The organism is Cytobacillus sp. FSL W8-0315, assembly GCF_038002905.1.
GTDB lineage: Bacteria > Bacillota > Bacilli > Bacillales > Cytobacillaceae > Cytobacillus > Cytobacillus pseudoceanisediminis.
Window position 1 is genome coordinate 173,442 of sequence record NZ_JBBOOC010000004.1, and the last position, 18,505, is coordinate 191,946.

General features: G+C 38.3%; 18 protein-coding genes. 6 read left to right on the forward strand and 12 right to left on the reverse strand.

The features are described from left to right. Nucleotides 1-296 precede the first annotated feature (296 nt). The 3 genes from MKY20_RS28385 to MKY20_RS28395 all read left to right on the forward strand — a co-directional run bounded on the left by MKY20_RS28385 (nt 297) and on the right by MKY20_RS28395 (nt 4,226). A complete protein-coding gene (locus MKY20_RS28385; protein WP_341004473.1) occupies nt 297-1,928 on the forward strand; it encodes a sensor histidine kinase in 1,632 nt (543 codons plus the stop codon). Beyond that, the gene (locus tag MKY20_RS28390; protein WP_009335250.1) at nt 1,925-2,620 is read left to right on the forward strand and encodes a response regulator; all 696 of its coding nucleotides are present in this window, start codon (nt 1,925-1,927) and stop codon (nt 2,618-2,620) included. Before MKY20_RS28385 ends, MKY20_RS28390 begins: the two co-directional genes overlap by 4 nt. A 280-nt stretch (nt 2,621-2,900) precedes the next feature. Further along, complete coding sequence (locus tag MKY20_RS28395; protein WP_009335251.1) at nt 2,901-4,226, forward strand: CitMHS family transporter; 1,326 nt, start codon at nt 2,901-2,903, stop codon at nt 4,224-4,226. A gap of 367 nt (nt 4,227-4,593) precedes the next feature. Here the strand turns inward: MKY20_RS28395 and MKY20_RS28400 are convergent, their stop codons facing one another. The 8 genes from MKY20_RS28400 to MKY20_RS28435 all read right to left on the reverse strand — a co-directional run bounded on the left by MKY20_RS28400 (nt 4,594) and on the right by MKY20_RS28435 (nt 10,514). Beyond that, nucleotides 4,594-5,028: an NUDIX hydrolase gene (locus MKY20_RS28400; RefSeq protein ID WP_217027556.1), complete on the reverse strand. Its 435-nt coding sequence runs from the start codon at nt 5,026-5,028 to the stop codon at nt 4,594-4,596. A gap of 174 nt (nt 5,029-5,202) precedes the next feature. Next, on the reverse strand, nt 5,203-5,529 hold the full coding sequence (locus tag MKY20_RS28405; protein WP_009335252.1) for an antibiotic biosynthesis monooxygenase family protein: 327 nt from the start codon (nt 5,527-5,529) through the stop codon (nt 5,203-5,205). 449 nt (nt 5,530-5,978) lie between these two features. Next, nucleotides 5,979-6,542 (reverse strand): DUF402 domain-containing protein, encoded by a 564-nt coding sequence (locus MKY20_RS28410; protein WP_180321091.1) that lies wholly within the window; start codon nt 6,540-6,542, stop codon nt 5,979-5,981. 38 nt (nt 6,543-6,580) lie between these two features. Next, the gene (locus MKY20_RS28415; RefSeq protein WP_341004468.1) at nt 6,581-7,057 is read right to left on the reverse strand and encodes a GNAT family N-acetyltransferase; all 477 of its coding nucleotides are present in this window, start codon (nt 7,055-7,057) and stop codon (nt 6,581-6,583) included. A gap of 107 nt (nt 7,058-7,164) precedes the next feature. Next, nucleotides 7,165-7,788 (reverse strand): class I SAM-dependent methyltransferase, encoded by a 624-nt coding sequence (locus tag MKY20_RS28420; RefSeq protein ID WP_341004469.1) that lies wholly within the window; start codon nt 7,786-7,788, stop codon nt 7,165-7,167. Nucleotides 7,789-8,046: 258 nt separating this feature from the next. Beyond that, nucleotides 8,047-8,463 (reverse strand): NUDIX hydrolase, encoded by a 417-nt coding sequence (locus tag MKY20_RS28425; RefSeq protein ID WP_341004470.1) that lies wholly within the window; start codon nt 8,461-8,463, stop codon nt 8,047-8,049. Nucleotides 8,464-8,756: 293 nt separating this feature from the next. Continuing rightward, entirely contained in the window at nt 8,757-9,812 is a 1,056-nt protein-coding gene (locus MKY20_RS28430; protein WP_258753391.1) for a flavin-containing monooxygenase, read from the reverse strand. 174 nt (nt 9,813-9,986) lie between these two features. Then, nucleotides 9,987-10,514 carry a CueP family metal-binding protein gene (locus MKY20_RS28435; RefSeq protein ID WP_341004471.1) on the reverse strand — a complete coding sequence of 176 codons (528 nt, stop codon included), beginning with the start codon at nt 10,512-10,514 and terminating at the stop codon, nt 9,987-9,989. A 181-nt stretch (nt 10,515-10,695) separates the two neighbouring features. Between MKY20_RS28435 and MKY20_RS28440 the strand changes: the two genes are divergently transcribed. After that, nucleotides 10,696-11,649, forward strand: coding sequence for an arsenic resistance protein (locus MKY20_RS28440; protein WP_071157912.1), 954 nt, complete (start codon nt 10,696-10,698; stop codon nt 11,647-11,649). A gap of 115 nt (nt 11,650-11,764) precedes the next feature. Here MKY20_RS28440 and MKY20_RS28445 read toward each other — a convergent pair whose 3' ends face one another. Both MKY20_RS28445 and MKY20_RS28450 read right to left on the reverse strand, forming a co-directional pair. After that, nucleotides 11,765-12,304 (reverse strand): PadR family transcriptional regulator, encoded by a 540-nt coding sequence (locus MKY20_RS28445; RefSeq protein ID WP_009335261.1) that lies wholly within the window; start codon nt 12,302-12,304, stop codon nt 11,765-11,767. 135 nt (nt 12,305-12,439) lie between these two features. Beyond that, nucleotides 12,440-13,672: a cytochrome P450 gene (locus tag MKY20_RS28450; protein ID WP_019379501.1), complete on the reverse strand. Its 1,233-nt coding sequence runs from the start codon at nt 13,670-13,672 to the stop codon at nt 12,440-12,442. A gap of 547 nt (nt 13,673-14,219) precedes the next feature. Here MKY20_RS28450 and MKY20_RS28455 point away from each other — a divergent pair. Beyond that, the gene (locus MKY20_RS28455) at nt 14,220-15,062 is read left to right on the forward strand and encodes an alpha/beta fold hydrolase (protein WP_019379502.1); all 843 of its coding nucleotides are present in this window, start codon (nt 14,220-14,222) and stop codon (nt 15,060-15,062) included. Nucleotides 15,063-15,519: 457 nt separating this feature from the next. Here MKY20_RS28455 and MKY20_RS28460 read toward each other — a convergent pair whose 3' ends face one another. Next, a complete protein-coding gene (locus tag MKY20_RS28460) occupies nt 15,520-16,023 on the reverse strand; it encodes a DinB family protein (RefSeq protein ID WP_251174099.1) in 504 nt (167 codons plus the stop codon). 385 nt (nt 16,024-16,408) lie between these two features. On the opposite strand from MKY20_RS28460, the gene MKY20_RS28465 reads away from it, so the two are divergent. Continuing rightward, nucleotides 16,409-17,644, forward strand: coding sequence for an IS110 family transposase (locus MKY20_RS28465; RefSeq protein WP_252222885.1), 1,236 nt, complete (start codon nt 16,409-16,411; stop codon nt 17,642-17,644). 209 nt (nt 17,645-17,853) lie between these two features. Here MKY20_RS28465 and MKY20_RS28470 read toward each other — a convergent pair whose 3' ends face one another. Further along, on the reverse strand, nt 17,854-18,369 hold the full coding sequence (locus tag MKY20_RS28470) for a GNAT family N-acetyltransferase (protein ID WP_341003644.1): 516 nt from the start codon (nt 18,367-18,369) through the stop codon (nt 17,854-17,856). Nucleotides 18,370-18,505 lie beyond the last annotated feature (136 nt).

An 18,505-nucleotide genomic window follows, 5' to 3' on the forward strand; every position in this document is an offset into this window, starting at 1 on the left:
TTTGATTGTCGATTTTCGACAGAGCCGTATTTAACGTTCCCCAATGTTAAGTACGGCTCTTTTAATTTTATTTACCCCCTATCTTTATTTGTACTGATCCCCTCCCCGTTAACCATCAGGACAATTTCTTAATAGCTTCCCCATCCGTTACATTGTTAACGAATAGTATGGCCTTTTAAGGAGAGATCACCAGTCTTGTCCTGCATCCAAAGCTTTATTCATTTAAAGTAAGTGAACTTTACCTTGCCGAAAGCATTTGCCTCCTTTAATCTAGTAGTAAAATAAAATTGCTAGAGGTGGCCATTTTGTCGAAACCTTTTAAATTTAAGCAGCCTGGGCTTTTCGGGCAAATGGTTCTGCTCGTGCTTACTGTACTCTTAATTTGCATCTTGTTAATTATCATTTCCTTTTCATCCATTATTGACCAAATGATTGAGAAAACCACCGGACAGCAGGCGCTGACAGTTGCGGAATTGGTTGCCGAAAACGATTCCATCATCGATGCGTTTAATACAGATCATCCAGCACAATTGATTCAGCCTATTGCCGAGAAGCTTAGAGAGCGGACAGGCGCTGATTATATTGTAATAGCGAACGGGGATGGTATTCGTTATTCCCATCCCTATCCGAATCAAATTGGCAGGGCTACAGAAACAAGCAATAAAGCCCCGCTGGCAGGAGATTCTATTGTTTTTATTGGAAACGGCGTTTTAGGAGAAGCAGTTAAAGCGAAAACACCCATTTATGATGAGTCAGGTAAGATTATCGGTGTTTCTTCCGTTGGCTTCTTGACGAATGAAGTAGAAGGAAAAATTTTTGTCTATCAATTGCGGGTAGCCGGTTTCGGAGGACTTGCCCTTCTCATTGGCATACCAGGAGCCTTTTATATCGCCCGCCGTGTCAAGAAGCTTATATTTAATCTGGAGCCAGAGGAAATTTCTCACGCCTTCTCTGAAAAGCAGGCAATTCTGGAATCAATCGGGGATGCCACGCTTGCTATCAGCCCTGATCTAAAAATATTATCAGCCAATAAAAAAGCGCGCAGCATTTTAGGTGAGCATGCAAAAGATACGCTGACTGAGCTGCATTTGAAAGCGCTTATACAAAATGCATTGAAAAATCCCAACCTTTTCATCCAGAAACAAGTACTCATAAACAACTCGATATACATTGTAGACATATCGCCCATCCAGGCTGAAGAAACGGCAATAACAGGATTCGTCCTGACTATTCGCCCCTTCTCTGAAGTTGAAGATTTGGCGAATGAACTTATTGAAATCCGGCAGCATGCCAACCATATTCGGGCGCAGACCCATGAATATTTAAATAAACTGAACACATTAAACGGGCTCCTGCTATTGGAGCGTTACGAAGAAGCAAAAGCGCTTATGAAGATGGAAGTGCAAGAACTGCAACAAACTGTCACCTTTTTAATGTCTACAATTAAAGATCCTTTGATTGTTGCCCTTCTTCTAGGGAAAGTGAACCGTGCCAAAGAAATGAAAGTATTGATCACATTTGACGAAAACAGCCAGTGGTTAGACTTCCCTGACACCATACAGAGCGAACATGTCGTGACAGTGGTTGGTAATTTGATTGATAATGCTCTAGAAGCATCTTCTGCATGGAAAGGAAAAAGCGCCACTGTCCACCTGTCCTTTACAGACTACGGAGACGAGTTAATTATGGATATTGAAGACAATGGCAAAGGCATGACCTCTGAAGAAGAAGCTTACTTTTTTACAGAAGGAGCGACAACCAAAAATGACCCCCAGCATGGTCTGGGCCTGACCATTATGCAGCATGCATTGAGCCAGCTTGGCGGGGAATGGTATCGTACAGATCGTTCAGAAGGAACATGTATGACAATCGCCATTCCAAAAGCTAATCCTGATTTCACAACTGCGAAGGAGAGAGAAAAATCATGACTAACCCATCCATCGGGGTGCTGATCGTTGAAGATGACCCTGTCGCTTCGTCTGTATATGAACAGCTTATTCAAAACAGAAAAGATTTCACTGTCATCGGGAAAGCACAAACAGCTTCAGAAACCATTCAATTGCTAAACGTTATCACTCCCGACCTGATCCTGCTCGATGTTCATCTGCCAGATGCAAATGGAATTGATTTGCTATTTCAAATCAAACACGCACACCGTCATGTAGATATCATTATGATAACCGCTTCCAATGATGCCAAAACAGTAAGAGACGCCATGCGTGGAGGAGCATATAGCTATCTGCTGAAACCGATTATGGTTGACAGCTTTTTTTCAACATTTGAAGAGTACAGCCAAACGAGGCATGCCCGGCAAACAAATGCCCATATCAAACAAGATGAAATACAGCGGCTCTTTCAAAAAAACACTCCAGCTGCCGAGACAAAGCACGAGGCCGAGAATTTGCCAAAAGGCATCGACAAACACACACTCCGCAAAGTTACACAAGCAATGAAAGCTGCATCCACAAGCCTAAACGCTGAAGAAGTAGGGTTGCAAATCGGAGCAAGCCACTCCACGGCAAGGCGCTATTTAGAGTATCTGGTTTCTATTAACTTGGTGGAAGTCGATATTGTCTATGGCAGCGTGGGCCGTCCGGAACGCCGATACAAACAACCTTAGCAAGCCCTCTTATAAAGGGGCTTGCTTTTTTTAGCTATGTCTTAAAGAAAGCTTCTATAGGATAAACATTGCCTGACCAAGAAGTTCAGTTTAAGGAGAAAGCTCCTAGTGAATGATAGATATCTAACATATTACGGTATTTCTCTTATTTTCATAAAAAGTATGAAAATTATGAAACTATTGCTTTTTATTCAAATAAAACAACTAATCTATTCTTACGAGAGCAGCCCTGTTAAAGTAATTCGAAAGGAAGCGCTTACAACTATTTAGGAGGGTTCATATGCTCGCGTTGCTTGGATATATTATGGTTGCTGTTTTTATGGCTTTAATTATGACAAAACGAATGTCTGCACTACTGGCATTAATTATTGTACCAATTGTCTTTGCTTTAATTGGAGGTTTTTATACCGGAATCGGGGATATGATGCTCGAAGGGATAAAGCAAGTTGCTCCTACAGGCGTTATGCTTGTGTTTGCTATCCTTTATTTCGGTATCATGATTGATGCCGGCTTATTTGAACCAATTGTGAATACGATTTTGCGGATTGTAAAAGGGGATCCGCTAAAGATTGCCCTCGGAACAGTTGCTCTCGCGTCACTTGTTGCCCTGGACGGAGATGGGACAACAACATTTATTATTACTGTCACAGCCATGCTGCCTCTATACAAAAAGCTAAATATGAATTTATACATGCTCTCAACACTCGCACTTCTCTCCATCGGCGTCATGAACATGACACCATGGGGCGGACCGACAGCCCGAGTCATCAGTTCTTTGCAGCTCACAACCGAGGAAGTATTCCTTCCGCTTATTCCTGTAATGGCAGCTGGAATAGCCTTTGCCTTTCTCGTTGCTTGGCATTTTGGATTAAAGGAACGGAAACGGATTGGGATCTTCAAAATGGATGATCCAATTGCCAGTGAGATTCAAGCGGCAAAGGAACAAACCGCTGCCGCTATAGATCATGGAGAAAAGTCCGCAGAGCTGCAGCGTCCAAAGTTAATTTGGGTTAACGCCGGACTGACAATAGGCCTGCTGATTGCCTTAATTGCCGGATTGCTGCCTCTCCCTGTTCTATTTATGTTAGGGTTCGCGATTGCGGCGATGATCAACTATCCAAACCTGGTACAGCAAAAAGAACGCATTGCCGCCCATGCTGGAAATGTTCTCGCAGTGGTCGCATTAGTCTTTGCCTCTGGTATATTCACAGGAATCATGAACGGGACTGGAATGGTAGATGCAATGGCGACAGCACTTGTTCAAGTCATTCCAGAACAATTGGGAACCCAGCTGCCTTTAATTACAGCTATCACGAGCATGCCATTTACGTATTTCATGGCAAACGATCCCTATTACTATGGAATTATCCCGATCATTGGAGAAACTGCTGCCAGCTACAATATTCCTATGGCTGAAATTGCCCGTGCATCAGTACTCGGCCAGCCCGCTCACGTGTTAAGCCCGCTCTATGCCGCAGGTTACCTTCTAGTCGGCATGATCGGAATTGACTATGGCCAGAATCAGCGTTTTGCTTTAAAATGGGCAGTTGGCTCTTCAGTATTTATGATTATTGCTGCCATTGCATTTGGCGTTATTTCGATTTAATAGTTAGGGTGATGCATATTATTTGTATCACCCTATAAATCTGCAAAGCATCCTATAGTTTAAATATAATTCTACATAAATCTTATTTAACATTATTTATTTTACAGCTATAAAATGAACCAAAGTCAGATGCTGCGTTTTATGTTTTTTACGCGATTTAAGTAATGATCGTGTACTGTTTTAAATGTTTGTTATAACAGTACATCTAAATATAGAATAAACCTTCAAGTCCTTATGTTCCCCTTTAACATAAATTACTCTTCTGCTTATACCTTTAAAAGACATACCTAACTTTTTTGTTCAACAAAAAGAAAACCACCTATTGGCAGCTGAATTTTACGATAGTCCTTTTGCTTCACAATGAGAGTCATGTCAATTGAATTGGAATCAGTGCCTCGGCTTTCTTAATATTTTCTTTTAAGTAAATAGGTGATTTTGGGTGGTTTAAAATTTCTTCTGAAGTTAACCAAAACACCTTTTCTACCTCATCAGGAATAATAGGTAACGCCTCACCAGATTCATATTCGCAAAGAAAAACAACATCCACCACATTTTGACCAGTATCTGTTACAAAAGAGGTGCTATTTACATAAGTTAAACTGTCTTTTACTTTTACACCGACTTCTTCTAAAATTTCACGTTTTACAGTTCTTTCTAGTATATTAGATGAACTTCCCTCTATATCCACCTTACCTCCAACTAGGGAAAGCAGACCTCCAGCGTGTTCCTCTTTTTTACTTCTTTCAATTATTAGCCACTTGTCATTTTTCCTTATAGCACCTTCAACATTTACAATAAACATTTTAAGTCCCCCAATATTTAATTGTATTTATTTTTCTTTAAATCTCATTAACTTCCCTTCCATTACTATGTTTTTATTTCAGCTAACCTGCACCTTCAGCTGTACAAAAAAACCGACTGGGTTTGGCAGCTGAACTCGAACATCAGCATCCACCATTGTATAAGACAAGAATCATTATATTTCGAAAAAGTTATCGCGTTCTACTTTACACACTCTTAGTGCGAAGCTCTTATACCATTCATTTTTACCTCTATCCTGTGCAACTTGATGTGCCGAGTATTCCTTCCAATTCTTTATTGCATCCAATGAAGCCCAATATGAAACTGTAATTCCCAACCCTTCATCACGAGCACTTTCCAGGCCTAAGAATCCCTTTTGCTGAGAAGCTAACTCTGCCATTTTTTCCGCCATTTTTCCGTAACCTCTATCTCCCTCGGTTCTCTGTGATGAAAATATTACTGCGTAATAAGGTGGTTCAGGAGTTTTTACAATTCCATTCATACATTGTTTCCTCCAGTTTAATATTTTTATAATTCCCACTATTCTATTATAAATATTTTTAAACAAGAAAAGCGACTGCCTTATTGAGCAATCGCACACTATTTAATAAGATATTTACTTATGGTTTCATTTGGTCATTTGCATCCATTTATAATCTGCCTGGGGTCGCAGTCATTATCAAGACATGCTCGGCTACTTTTCATTAACTTGAATATTTTTATCAAACGCATAAATGCTGACAAGCTTCGGCCTGAACTAATTCCTCCAATTTTTTTTACTTTAGCAGAATCCTCATAAATTCTTTTCACTAATGTGGTCCTTGCCGTGATTCTCCAGGATGAGGTCAGCGAAAAAGACACACAGTCAGGCAATTTTACATTACATAACATCCATGAACTTTTATTTATATAAATATCACTTAAATCTCCTATGATTTCGGGATAATGACTTTACGTATGCTTTTTCACAAACTGCTCCAACAAAGGAATAAATTTCTCATGCGCATAAATGCCTTCAGATTCTGAAATCGTTTGAAGAAGAACATGATGAATAGATTTTGTTAATAAGTTTAAAGCCTGCTGGACAGAACCATTCTCAAATTTCTCCAATGACTCAGGCAATTCATCCTCGTCTAGAATAAAATATTCTCCATTCGGAAGTACTAAAATATCGATTATTAAATCTTCAAAACATACCATTCTATCGCTTATCAATGTATTTTTTACAATGTTAAAATATGAGCCCAAATACTTTCCTTTATGGTCTCTCCAGAAATATAGATTATATGGGCGATTTTCCCAGTAATAAGCAATTGTATAGCTGCCTTTCGGTATTGTTAATTGAGCTTGATTGGCTTTCATTGTAAAAGTGTCTTCAATAATATGAAAAAGCACCGCACTTTGATTTTGCACTGTCAACAGCATACAATTATATTCCACGACTTCGGAATCATACCTTATTTTTCTTTCTATTATTTCAGCCCCATTGAATTGATGAGTTCTTAAATTTGTTATAGTTGAAACCTCCCAATGGCAAATAAGAAAAGATGTATTTACAACATTAAATTCATAATGTACTGTTCGCCAATTGGCCCCATTTTTCTGCGTCCTGTATCCTGAAATCCAACTTTTACATACAGTTTTTGAGCAGCAATGTTTTTGTGATTAACAGCTAACACGATTTCATTAAAGTCAGGGAATTCGTCAGCAGCAAATTTTCTTAATAATAACATAGCCTGCTTTGCATATCCTCGTCCTTGCTTAGCCTGGTTAATGGATAATGATGTTAGCAGCATCGCCTGCGGATTGTCCGAATACTCCTTTACTCTTTCAGTTGAATGCAATAAAAAGAAGCCTACTGGTTCTCCATCACAAAGGATAACGATCCGATGCTGGCCTTCTGTTACTTCTTTATAATTGCTTGGCAGTGAAGTGAATTGAACCTGCTCTTTAGGAAGCTCAAAAGAATTCAAGATATCCATATGTTCATTAGAGAAATGTTTCAATTCCAAATAATTTGTCTTTTTCATTTATTCTCCCCCTCAGTACAATAGTATGATAAGAACAAATGTTTGTACAGTTAAAATTTAGTTATTAAACCAAAACAAACAATAAGCTGCCGTGATGGCAGCTGGCACTATTTTTTCTTGCATTTTATCATGAAGAAATTTATTGATGGTTTATTTTTCATATCCTTATTTGGCTCGTCAATCTCTGAAAGCTCAATCAGGCCGTATTGTCCAAATTCTTGTTTTATGGTGTGAGAATCATAAAAAAACATTTTCACACCTTCCATGATCTCAAAATAATCTTTATTCAATTGTTTGCCCTTGCCAAACATGGGGGCTTTTTTTGAAACAGCTGTAAAAATCATATAGCCATTTGGCTTTAATTGATCATAGCAATCTTTAATAAACTTCTCTCTCTCATCCTTATTCAATAAGTGAATAAGGGCATGGGAGAATACACCAGTGTAAAGCTGGTCATCAAAAGGCATGTCAGTTACTGAGCCATGAAAAATTCTGCTGTCAATCCCATGTTGGCTTGCCAGATCAATGGCTGTTTTTGAAATCTCAATGCCTGTCACATTTATGCCATTTTCAATAAAAACCTTCGCATTTCTTCCATATCCAAAACCCGGCAACAGTATATCCTTAACATTCTTTTCAAGGAAAAAGTCCTTTGTTAAGATAGCGGAATCTGCAGCCTCAAATCCCCACATCGTTTGTTTTTCTATAAAACTGGATTCCCAGAATTCCATTAGATCTCTATCTCCTTTATGTTTTATTTTCATTGCAGCACTAGCGGCTTAACACTTATATATTTTTTAATAATAGACATAATGACTCTTTAATAACTATAATTGTTTTTTATTTTTTTGTAAATGTAATTCCTTAACAATTAACAGAATGTATTCTTTACTACAATTAAGTTAAGCCAGCCTGCTCCTTTAAGTAAACAAAAAGCTGCCTGATTTGGCAGCTGCTATGAAAAAGCACATGATAATTAAGGAGCGATATTATGTACCTTCAACCCAATAAGTAGTTTTCCTCAAGATAAGATCGTTTTTAAATAATTCTTCATATACAGCCGATAACTCATCCGGAAATTTCACTATCCCAGCATCACTTACAAATCGGATTCCCTTTATCTTATTTAATTCATTCATACAAGGTACACCGCTGACAGAATCTGCAAAGTAGAAGTAACCCGTCCACTGGATATCTCTGAAATAGAAATTTCCCTGATACACCTCAGTAAGTGCATGAACGGTTAATCCGATTTCCTCTTTTACTTCCCGTTTTGCACACTTTGATGGAGTTTCGCCTAATTCCTGTTTTCCCCCTGGAAAATTCCACAGATCCCCTCTATCTTGTACTACTAAAATATGATGGTCCTTATCTTTTATCAGGACACGGGTGAAAATATTTTGCATATACGCTTTTTCCTCTCCACTAAAAGAAACAATTTTATGGCATAGAAGATACAGCCAAATCAATAAAAACGATTGCAAAAACTAAAAAACCATGAAAAGGCTAGAATACAATACCAATTTTGGCTCTCTTATTTGTTTATAAAGGGTAAGTCCCGACACGATCGAAATAATCCATGTAATCATGCCCCATAGGGAAAATAAAAACCAAAATTTGCAATCAATAACAATCAAATGAAAAAATAATAAAGACCAGGATACCGTTTAAATTCTTTCAATCTCATCACAGGAGTTACTCAACAAAGGCACCCTGACTTTTGGGATCTAATAGAAAGAATTGCCGAAAGCAAATATTCAGCGTCCAATCCTACTCCGCAAATCAAAGCCGAGCCTCGCTGATATTGCCAGGGTAAGCCTATAAAATACAGGCCCTTAACTTCAGTGATCCCCCTTTTATGTATTGGTTTTCCTTCATTGGAGATGACACCTTTTATATTAATCCAGTCGTATGAAGGAACGAAACCAGTGGACCAGATAATACTATCGAATTTCCTCCGAGTCTGATCTTCAAATAGAACTTCTGTATCATTGATGTGTAAAACTTTAGGTTTTACATCAACCTTTTTGACTTTTATGAGTTCTTTCAGTTCCTTTCCAAAAATCGGGTCCTTCTGTTTTTGAAACCAGCTGCCTTTTACTGTATCTTTTCCTGCAAACAGCAGACCGAGTTTATCCAGCCAATAAAAAACACTTCTTCCAAGTATCGTTAATGGCAAAAATTTCATACTGTGACCAACAGCTATTGTGACGCTCTTATCTTTTGCTAATTCCACGGCGATTTGTGCCCCGGAATTGCCGCCGCCCACAACCAATATCTTACTTCCTGGCACTTCACCTGGGGAATGATATTCAGAAGAGTGAAGCTGAAAGGTATTTGCCCCCTTTTTTATGGCATTAGGTATATATGGTTTTTGAAATGCTCCAGTTGCAATGATTACTTGCTTAGCAATCATCTTCCCGCTATTAGTTTCTAAGAGAAATGAACCATCAGGCTGTTTATTTAACTTAATTACATTAGTGTTAAGCATGACTGGAAGATCAAAATGCTTAACATAGTCAATCAAATAGTCCGCCATCTCATCTTTCGCTGGAAGTTCATTTGATGAACCTCCCATTTGTAATCCAGGCAAACTGCTATATCGGCGTGGGGTAAATAAAACCAGGGAATGGTATCTTTTCCTCCAGGAGTCCCCCGCGTCCCCAGTTTTTTCCAATATGACAAAGGATACATTTTCTTTTTTTAAATAATATCCCATTGCTAATCCTGCCTGACCTCCACCAATAATGGCCACTTCATAATTTATTATGTTCTCACTCCTCTCACACAAAAGTTATTCAAATATTGATTTGAATATTATTATATAATAACCAGAAAAAGGAATACACATTTTAAAAATAAAAACAGCTGCCTCTTGGCAGCTGTTCATAAAAAATGGACCTTCTTTGTCGATGAACCGAAGGCCCCTTTAAGTTAATTGCATGGTTGTAATACAAGTACCCTCATTCTCAAAAGTTAAAATTTCTGATTCCGATGTTTTTCCATCATACTTAATCTTTATTTGATATGTTTCATCTCTTGGGAGCCATAAATCAAAAAATCCATTTGCTTGGGACTTTACTTTTTCGTTCAAAATGACATTGCCTTTCGTATCTTCGATATATACATCAAACTCTTTATCAGCTAATTCACCTTGACAACCTGTCAAGCTATGATTAGTTCAAGGGTGGGTTTCATTAACGTAAGGTGCAATTGAAACGAAAAACTCTTCTTTCGGCAGATCATAGACTAATTCTTCACCATCCGCTTTTTTTACCAGTAGCTGCTGTGAGGTAATCGAAGCAGACTCGCTCTTAATGTTTCCTGCACTATAATCATTCACCAATTCCTTGATGTTATCAGCCTTCAAAGCCGCCTCATCATTTGAATCGGCTTGTCCACAGCCAGCTAATACTATTGAAATGAGTAAGACAGACAGAAATAGTTTTACCTTCACCTTTGTTCACATCCTTATTCAGTTTCATGCTTAAATGACTATTGCCAAAGTAAACAATAGCAAATAAATATGGAGAAATTATGGAGAAATGATTTGCAGCACCCGCTGCTTAAATAAGCAATTCGAATGTAACTATGCTAAAGTTATCATGCATAGATATTTTCAGAGGCTGTGAGTCAAATTGAACTTAATTGAAAAATTATATACTGTTATAATATTTTTAGCAGTGATTTTTGGTATTAGTATAGGGCAAGCAGAGTTAATAAGGGCTAATGCGGAAAGTTTTATTGTGCCTTTATTAGTAGCAATGCTATATATTACTTTTTTACAAATTCCTATTGAAGATATCAAGATAGCTTTTAAGAACATAAAATTTACATACACTTCAATCCTCATAAACTTTGTCTGGACACCCATCCTGGCATGGCTGCTGGCAATGGTATTTTTAGGCGATAATCCATCACTATATATTGGATTTATTATGCTGATGGTTACACCATGCACTGATTGGTACCTAATCTTTACAGGCATAGCAAAAGGAAATGTTGCCTTATCAACTGCTATCCTGCCTCTAAACTTAATCTTACAGGTCATATTGCTGCCTATCTGCCTTCTGATCTTTGGCGGAACGACAGGAGTAATAGAACTGGGGTTTTTAGTTGAAAGTATTCTGGTTGCATTAATCATACCGTTAGTTCTGGCTGTTTTAACAAAGATACTCTTAAAAAACAAGGATCAGTTAAGAGAAAGCCTTGTATCCAGCCTTAGCGTGCTGCCAATTATTTTTCTAAGCTTTGCCATCGTGGCAATGTTTGCGTCACAGGGACAATTATTGCTTAACCATTTAGATTTACTGTGGAAAATAACAATACCTATCCTTTTATTTTTTATGATTAATCTTTTTGTCAGTCAAAAAGCTGGACAGCTTATGAGATTCCCGAACTCCGACAGAGCCAGTTTAAGCTTGACCACTTTAGCCAGAAATTCCCCGATTGCTTTAGCCATTGCTATGACTGCATTTCCAGACCAGCCTTTGATTGCGTTGACCTTAGTAGTAGGCCCTCTGCTGGAATTGCCTATCCTGGCAGTCATCACCCAGATTTTATTATTTATCACTAAAGAGAAAAGAACATAAAAATGAAAGCACATATCCTTTTTATTTATGAATATGTGCTTTCTTAACTTGTCTCAATAGCACAAAAAAGGTTGTTAATCTAACATTCATGTGAATACATTAGTTATAACACCCCTCATATCTTCCCTTCTCTAATCTGCCCAATCAGCTTATCCAGCCAATAAATAGAGTGCTCTGCTTTGGTCGACACATACCCGCCAAGAAACTCGATCAGTTTCTCATTATCTTTGTCTTTTTCAATCAGCTGTTCAAAACTTTTATAATACTCCCACTTAGCCTTGGAGCTCTTTAATTTCTCTTCAAGGATAGCGACTGCTTTATCTTGATCTACATATTTGATGTTGGCTAAACCCACCAACATTTCACCGATCGAATCGGCCGTTTCAAACAATTTGTAGATTTTTTTCGGCAGCTCTTCCCGGCCTTTAGCTGTGATTTCAAATATTTGTTTATCCGGCCGATGTTCTTCTTTAATTATTTCGACTGTTGCAATTAAGCCCTGTTTCGCTAATGAATCGAAATGGTAGTACAGCTTGCTTTCTGTCAATCCAGCTAGCTGATCAAATGGAATAGGCTCTGAAAGCTGCTTTTTTATCTTATAAGGATAATTCTTACCCTCCATCAGTTTGGTTAATATAAATATTTGAATGGTCATTCTTTATGCTCCTTCAAGAGAATTACCCTTATTTTAGCAAAATGAAGCTGGCATTTCAGCCTCATCCTTTACCTCTCCAATATTAAAACTCCCTTAAAGCAGTCAGTGTGCCTGCTTTAAGGGAGCCTTTATTCCTTACTTATACACGTTCATCGGCAGATTCGTTAAAGACTGGCCAGTGGCTGATGCCGTTAAATTCTTTTCTAATTCAAACCCTTCCACTGGTTCGATGCTGGAGAACTTCTTCACAAAGGTCTCCAGTGCTATTTTCATTTCCAGGCGTGCCAGAGGTGCACCCAAACAGAAATGCGGGCCATTTCCGAATGTTAGATGCTTTTTATTGTTAGGACGATGTATGTTTATAGAAAAAGGATCTTCAAACATCCGATGGTCCATATTGCATGCACTCATCCAGGCAATAACGACATCCCCTTCTTTTAACTCAACGCCCAATAAATTGTTATCTTTTTTCACAGTTCGGTCTCTTCTCGACATATGAAAACGATAGCGGAGCATTTCTTCAACTGCGTTTGGCACTAATTCCAGGTCATTACGCAGTTCTCCATATAAAGACTCATCATCATAAAGCAATGAATAAAACGTATTGGCAATCGCATGACTGGTTGTTTCCACTCCTGCGCCTAAAAGCAGCATGGTCACCTGCACAATTTCATTATCGGTAAACTTTTCACCATCTACTTCAGCTTGAATTAAATCAGAGATAATATCATCCGAAAGGTTCGACCGCTTTTGAACAACAATCGGATAGAGATATTGGAAATATTCTTTCGCAGCATTCTGTTTTTGAAGCTCTATGTCTTCCAGTCTCTCTTTATCGTAAGGCTGGAAAAGGATATCCACCCATTCTTTGAATTGAGCTCTGTCCTGTATCGGCACGCCGAATAAATCTGCAATAACCATACTTGGCAGCGGGGCTGCTAAAGCCTCAACAATATTAATTTCATTATTATCCTGGATGTTTTCTACTAGCTCCTCGGCAATCTGCTTGATGCGCGGCTCCCAATTCTTTAAACTGCGGGGAGTAAAAGCTGCTGCTAACAAGGAACGCCCTTTCCGATGATCCGGCGGATCTACAAGTGTAAGATTTGTTAAAGGCGACGCTTTCTCATGCTTGTCATTTGCCCCAACAAATATCGTTGTTCTCGGTCCGGCACTTGAAAAAAATTCATAGTTGCCCAGCACCTGTTTCACACCCTCATAGGTAAACACATTCCATGTATTCGTTTGTTCATGATAATACACGGGATGATGGTGAAGCATGTCCTTATACCACTCAATAGGAAAAAACTCTTCTGCACGTGACTTAAAATTAGTAATCTCATTTACGGGAATGACTTCTTTCAACATACTATTTCTTTTCCTCCTTTAAGATGATGTGGATTCACTGGGCTGCAGCAAAATAAGATTTAATAATCTACTAAGGTAAATGTACCTTCCGTTATTACATTACTCTAAACAAAGTAGTTTAAAAAGAGTAATTTCGGCTAAAGATTTCCATTTTTTATTTGAGGGGAAATTTATATATAGTCCATGTAACCTACATATAGGGAGAGGTTTTTTCAGAAAACATACGTATAAGCAGCCTCCCTATGCTGTTTATACGAAGTCTGCAACTCATAGATAGGTACCTATTTAATTCACTGCCTAAATATAGTATGACAAGTGGCATATCCAGAAAAAAAACACATGGGAATTTTGGTTTTTTAGTGATTAGTCATATGTTAAGGAATAAATATAGAGATGAGTCCCTTGTTAAATAAGATTTAAAAGGAGGCCACGTCATGATTATCAAGGGGATTCGGCACAGATAATTAACAGGCGCAGGGCAACCATGCTCCGGAAAGAATTTGATCTGCGACATAGTAACGATGATTAGATAATACGGAGGTAAAAAATGACTGAACGAATTCTGAAAATAAATAATGTGGATATATGTACAGAAAGCTTTGGAAATGCTAAGGATCCAGCTATCCTTTTGATTATGGGCGCAATGACTTCACTGGACTGGTGGGATGAGGAATTCTGTCTCCGCCTTGCTGATAAGGGTAGATTTGTGATTCGATACGATCACCGGGATCTGGGACGATCGACCATTTATGAACCTGGTACTTCAAATTATACAATAACGGACTTGGCTGACGATGCGGCCGGTGTACTGGATGCTTATCATATAGAGCAGGCACATATCGTTGGCATGTCCATGGGCGGCCTAACTGGCCAAATTCTTGCCTTAAGATATCCGGACCGTGTACTGACGCTTACGCTGATTGCATCAAGTGTGTTCGGGACTGAGATGGAAAAGCTGCCTCCAATGGATCAGAACATACTGGATTACCACGCGAAGAGTGCTTCCGTCGATTGGTTGAATCGGGATGCTGCAATTGCTTATCTCGCGGGCGGCTGGAAAACTTTAGCCGGCTCCAAACCTTTCGAGCAGGAAAGAATATATAAACTTGCTGCAAGAGAAGCAAACCGCGCCAAACATCTGCCGAGCAGATTTAACCATGCCATGCTGCAAGGTGGAGACGTATATTTCGATAGAATGGATGAGATCAGTGTACCGGTGCTCATTATTCATGGCACAGAAGACCCAGCTCTCCCATACGAGCACGGGCTTGCTCTTAAGAAAGCCATCCCTCATTCTGAATTAGTGACACTTGATGGAACTGGGCATGAGATTCATAGTGAAGACTGGAATCAGATTATAGATTCTGTTATAAAGCTTAGTTCGAGATAAGAAGAATAAGTGGAAAGAAAATACACCTTCACGCAAGAAGTCTTGGTTTAGATTGAATTGTTTTTTTAAGGAAAGTTCAAAGCCCAATTTCTCAATGTTATGAGCGGGAAATTGGGCTGCTTTTACTTCAGAATTACGGCATTAAAATAAAACAGCCATTGTGATAAGTGCATTTGTTTAAAAATTTTAGATTACACTATACCAGAAAAGGGCTAAAGCCTATCCAGCAATTTTGCTCCTTCACAAAGAAAAAACGTATTTCTTATTTCAAAAAGCGCCCGATTGTTGAAGTTCTTAATTACTATGTCTTATTGAACTAAAGCACCCTTTAGCTTAAGTATAATTCTTTCACAATCTTGTATTAATAAAATAGAAGCTGCTACAGTTAGCAACCCTAATGTATATTATCGTATTCTTTGTTCTAAAGTTTATATTATTTATCTCCCCAAAATTTTAATTACATTTTAGGAGCTTCCCTTCCTGTCATAGCCCATTCCTCTTTTGATGGACCATAAAGACCAGGGACGGTTAAACCTGCTTGTCGCATCAAAATGGTCATTTGTCCTCGATGGTGAATTTGATGTTGAATCAAAAAAGTTAACAGTTCTAGATTGGACAATCTCTGCCCAAAAACATCTTGTACATCACTAAGATTTTTGTCACTCCAATGATTTTTTACTGCTTGCGAAAAAGCATTCCTTGCTTGTTGATAGCTATCAGAGATGAATTTTGCTGAGGTTGGCACAGGATAATCTTTTGTAGGTGCGTCAAGGGTAAGGTCAGTTCGAGATGAGATAACACCAATCGCTGTTACAGTATGCCAAGCTATTCTTCCTAATGTCCAATTTTGAGATGTAACTTCTTGGGATAAGGACTCATCTGTAAGTTGATTAAGAATTTTCTGAGTGGCATCTGCTTCAAAATTCCATAATTTAAAGAAACCATCTAATGTTTGAAACATATTCATCCTCCTCACTTGAATACTTCATAAATATATTCTGCATAGACTAAAAATTATCCCTTAATTTAACAAAAGATAATAATCAGAAAAAAAATCTACTTTAATAGCTATTCTTGAAAAACTAACCTGCCCCGTTCGTATTATAAGGTCAGCCAGATTTTTCTGGTTGACCATTTTTTATATGGTTTTATGATTACGGTAGCCGGGGTAGAACGCACCTGCCCGTGGGAGGATGATCCCGTCAGCTAAACTGTTCACCCCCTACTTGCTTAAACATGATTTGGCTGGTTGGGACAGTGATCTCGTATAACAAGCGAAGCTATGAAACTGCAAGAAGGTCTAGGGGCTGCCGGCAAATTTATAATTTTTTGGAGGAGATAAAATAATGAACCCTGTTGTTGGACTAGATGTGGCCAAAGGCGAAAGCCAGGTACAGGCTTTCTTGGATAAGAAAAAACCTTATAAAACAAGCTTTAAAGTACCTCATACTCTAGAAGGTCTGGGAACATTAAGTGAGTTTCTTAGTGAAATAGAAGATCATACTGGGATTAAACCACCGATTGTTTTAGAGTCTACAGGCCATTATCATACACCTGTCGTCCAATATTTTGAAGAAAGAGGCTACTTGCTTATTATTGTTAACCCACTTGTCTCTTATCGAGCAAAAAGTTCTTCCTTGCGGAAGGTAAAAACAGATATCATCGATGCCAGGCATTTGTGTGAGCTCTACTACAAAGAGGAACTGGAGCCTTATAAAAAACGTGGGATTCAACTTCTAAACCTTCGCAATCTTACGAGGCAACACGAAAATATGACGGGTATGTATGTACAGACAAAGCTCCAATTTCAGGCAGTGCTTGATCAGGTATTCCCTGAATACGAAGATGTATTTGGAGACTTATATTCGGTTGTCTCACTATTAACCTTAATGGAATTCCCTACATCCAAAGAAGTATTGGGAGTTGAAGAAGACACCCTGGCCAACCGGATTGATGAGCTTTGTAAAAGCCGTTCAAGTAAGTGGGCATTCACTCAAGCAAAGAAGCTCATCGAGGCAGCCTCCAGAAATCCTTTTAAGGAAATCCTATATCGAAGTCATATCACAAGTCTTGAACTGAATATAAAGATGCTTCTGGAATACCAAAAGCACCTATCGAAGTTGGAAGCAGAGATAGATGCCTTGGCAAGAGAAATGGAGGAATATCAAATCATCCAATCCATCCCGGGTATCGGAGAAAAGATCGCGGCAACGATCATTTCTGAAATCGGAGAGATTGAACGGTTTAACAATCCAAAAAAGCTTGTGGCATTTGCCGGGTTAGATCCCAGCATCTTTGAGTCCGGTAGATTTAAAGGAACAGTCAACCGGATTACAAAAAGAGGATCAAGCAGGCTTAGGCACGCGTTATATATGGCTGTCCGTTGTGCGATTCGTGATTCCCGCAAAAAGAAGACAACACCGGAAATCATCCCACGCAATAAGAAGTTGCGGGAGTTTTACGATAAGAAACGTGGTGAAGGCAAACCATACAAGGTTGCCATCATTGCTTGTGCCAATAAGCTGTTACACTGGATTTTTGCACTCTTAAAAAGCAATTCAATTTTCCAAGATATAGCTTAAAATGAAAAGCTACCTAAATAGCTCAAAACCTTCCAAAAGAGCTCTGACGGAAGGTTATTTAGCATGCTTACTTTTAGGATACCACACAATAAAAAACCATTTAAATGAAAAATGTTGACAAACTATTAGCTGGTTTAGTTAAATAAAAAGATCGGCTGTATTTGCAGCTAATCTTTAAGGATTGCACCCGCTAGTTCAATAAGAAATTTTTACTGACCATTTAAAGTCCTAATGTTATCCCAGCCATAAACAAGTTCTTTGAGTTTCTTTCCAGCAATCTCTACTTCAATTTTATCGATTATCTTACCGCCTATCGTCTCATAAAATAACCTTGAGTCATTTTCTTCTAAAACAAAAACAAGCATTGAATTTATCCCTAATTTCTCTAATTCCTTAATTACTGGATTTGTAAGAGCCTTACCTATTCCTTGCCCTTGGAACTCTTTTAAAATATAGATTGAACTTAGTTCCCCTTGATATTCTTTATACTTCCCACTTCTTTCTATACCACCAGATGAAAAACCAACAATCTCCCCATTATCGTTTTCTGCGACAAAAACATTTCCTTTTGGAATATTATTAATCCATAACTCTTCTCGTTTTTGATATGATAATTTATTTAAGAATTCATCTGAAATAATATTTTTATATGTTGTTCTCCAACTATCAACGTGTACTTTGGCAATACCCTTCGCATCATTTAAAACAGCTTTTCTTATGTTCATTAAATACACCTCTCATAAAAGTATAAAGTGTATATTCCATTTAATAACATATAATCCTTCTTCTTATTAAACTAAACTGACTCGTTAGTCGAATAAGAAAAAAAGAGCTGCCGATCCATACTGATCTTCAACTCTT

Coding starts and splice junctions, on each gene's coding strand:
- MKY20_RS28390 (WP_009335250.1), top strand. CDS start 1,925: ATGACTAACCCATCCATCGGGGTGCTGATCGTTGAAGATGACCCTGTC.
- MKY20_RS28395 (WP_009335251.1), top strand. CDS start 2,901: ATGCTCGCGTTGCTTGGATATATTATGGTTGCTGTTTTTATGGCTTTA.
- MKY20_RS28400 (WP_217027556.1), bottom strand. CDS start 5,028: ATGTTTATTGTAAATGTTGAAGGTGCTATAAGGAAAAATGACAAGTGG.
- MKY20_RS28405 (WP_009335252.1), bottom strand. CDS start 5,529: ATGAATGGAATTGTAAAAACTCCTGAACCACCTTATTACGCAGTAATA.
- MKY20_RS28415 (WP_341004468.1), bottom strand. CDS start 7,057: ATGAAAAAGACAAATTATTTGGAATTGAAACATTTCTCTAATGAACAT.
- MKY20_RS28420 (WP_341004469.1), bottom strand. CDS start 7,788: ATGGAATTCTGGGAATCCAGTTTTATAGAAAAACAAACGATGTGGGGA.
- MKY20_RS28425 (WP_341004470.1), bottom strand. CDS start 8,463: ATGCAAAATATTTTCACCCGTGTCCTGATAAAAGATAAGGACCATCAT.
- MKY20_RS28445 (WP_009335261.1), bottom strand. CDS start 12,304: ATGACCATTCAAATATTTATATTAACCAAACTGATGGAGGGTAAGAAT.
- MKY20_RS28450 (WP_019379501.1), bottom strand. CDS start 13,672: ATGTTGAAAGAAGTCATTCCCGTAAATGAGATTACTAATTTTAAGTCA.
- MKY20_RS28455 (WP_019379502.1), top strand. CDS start 14,220: ATGACTGAACGAATTCTGAAAATAAATAATGTGGATATATGTACAGAA.
- MKY20_RS28460 (WP_251174099.1), bottom strand. CDS start 16,023: ATGTTTCAAACATTAGATGGTTTCTTTAAATTATGGAATTTTGAAGCA.
- MKY20_RS28465 (WP_252222885.1), top strand. CDS start 16,409: ATGAACCCTGTTGTTGGACTAGATGTGGCCAAAGGCGAAAGCCAGGTA.
- MKY20_RS28470 (WP_341003644.1), bottom strand. CDS start 18,369: ATGAACATAAGAAAAGCTGTTTTAAATGATGCGAAGGGTATTGCCAAA.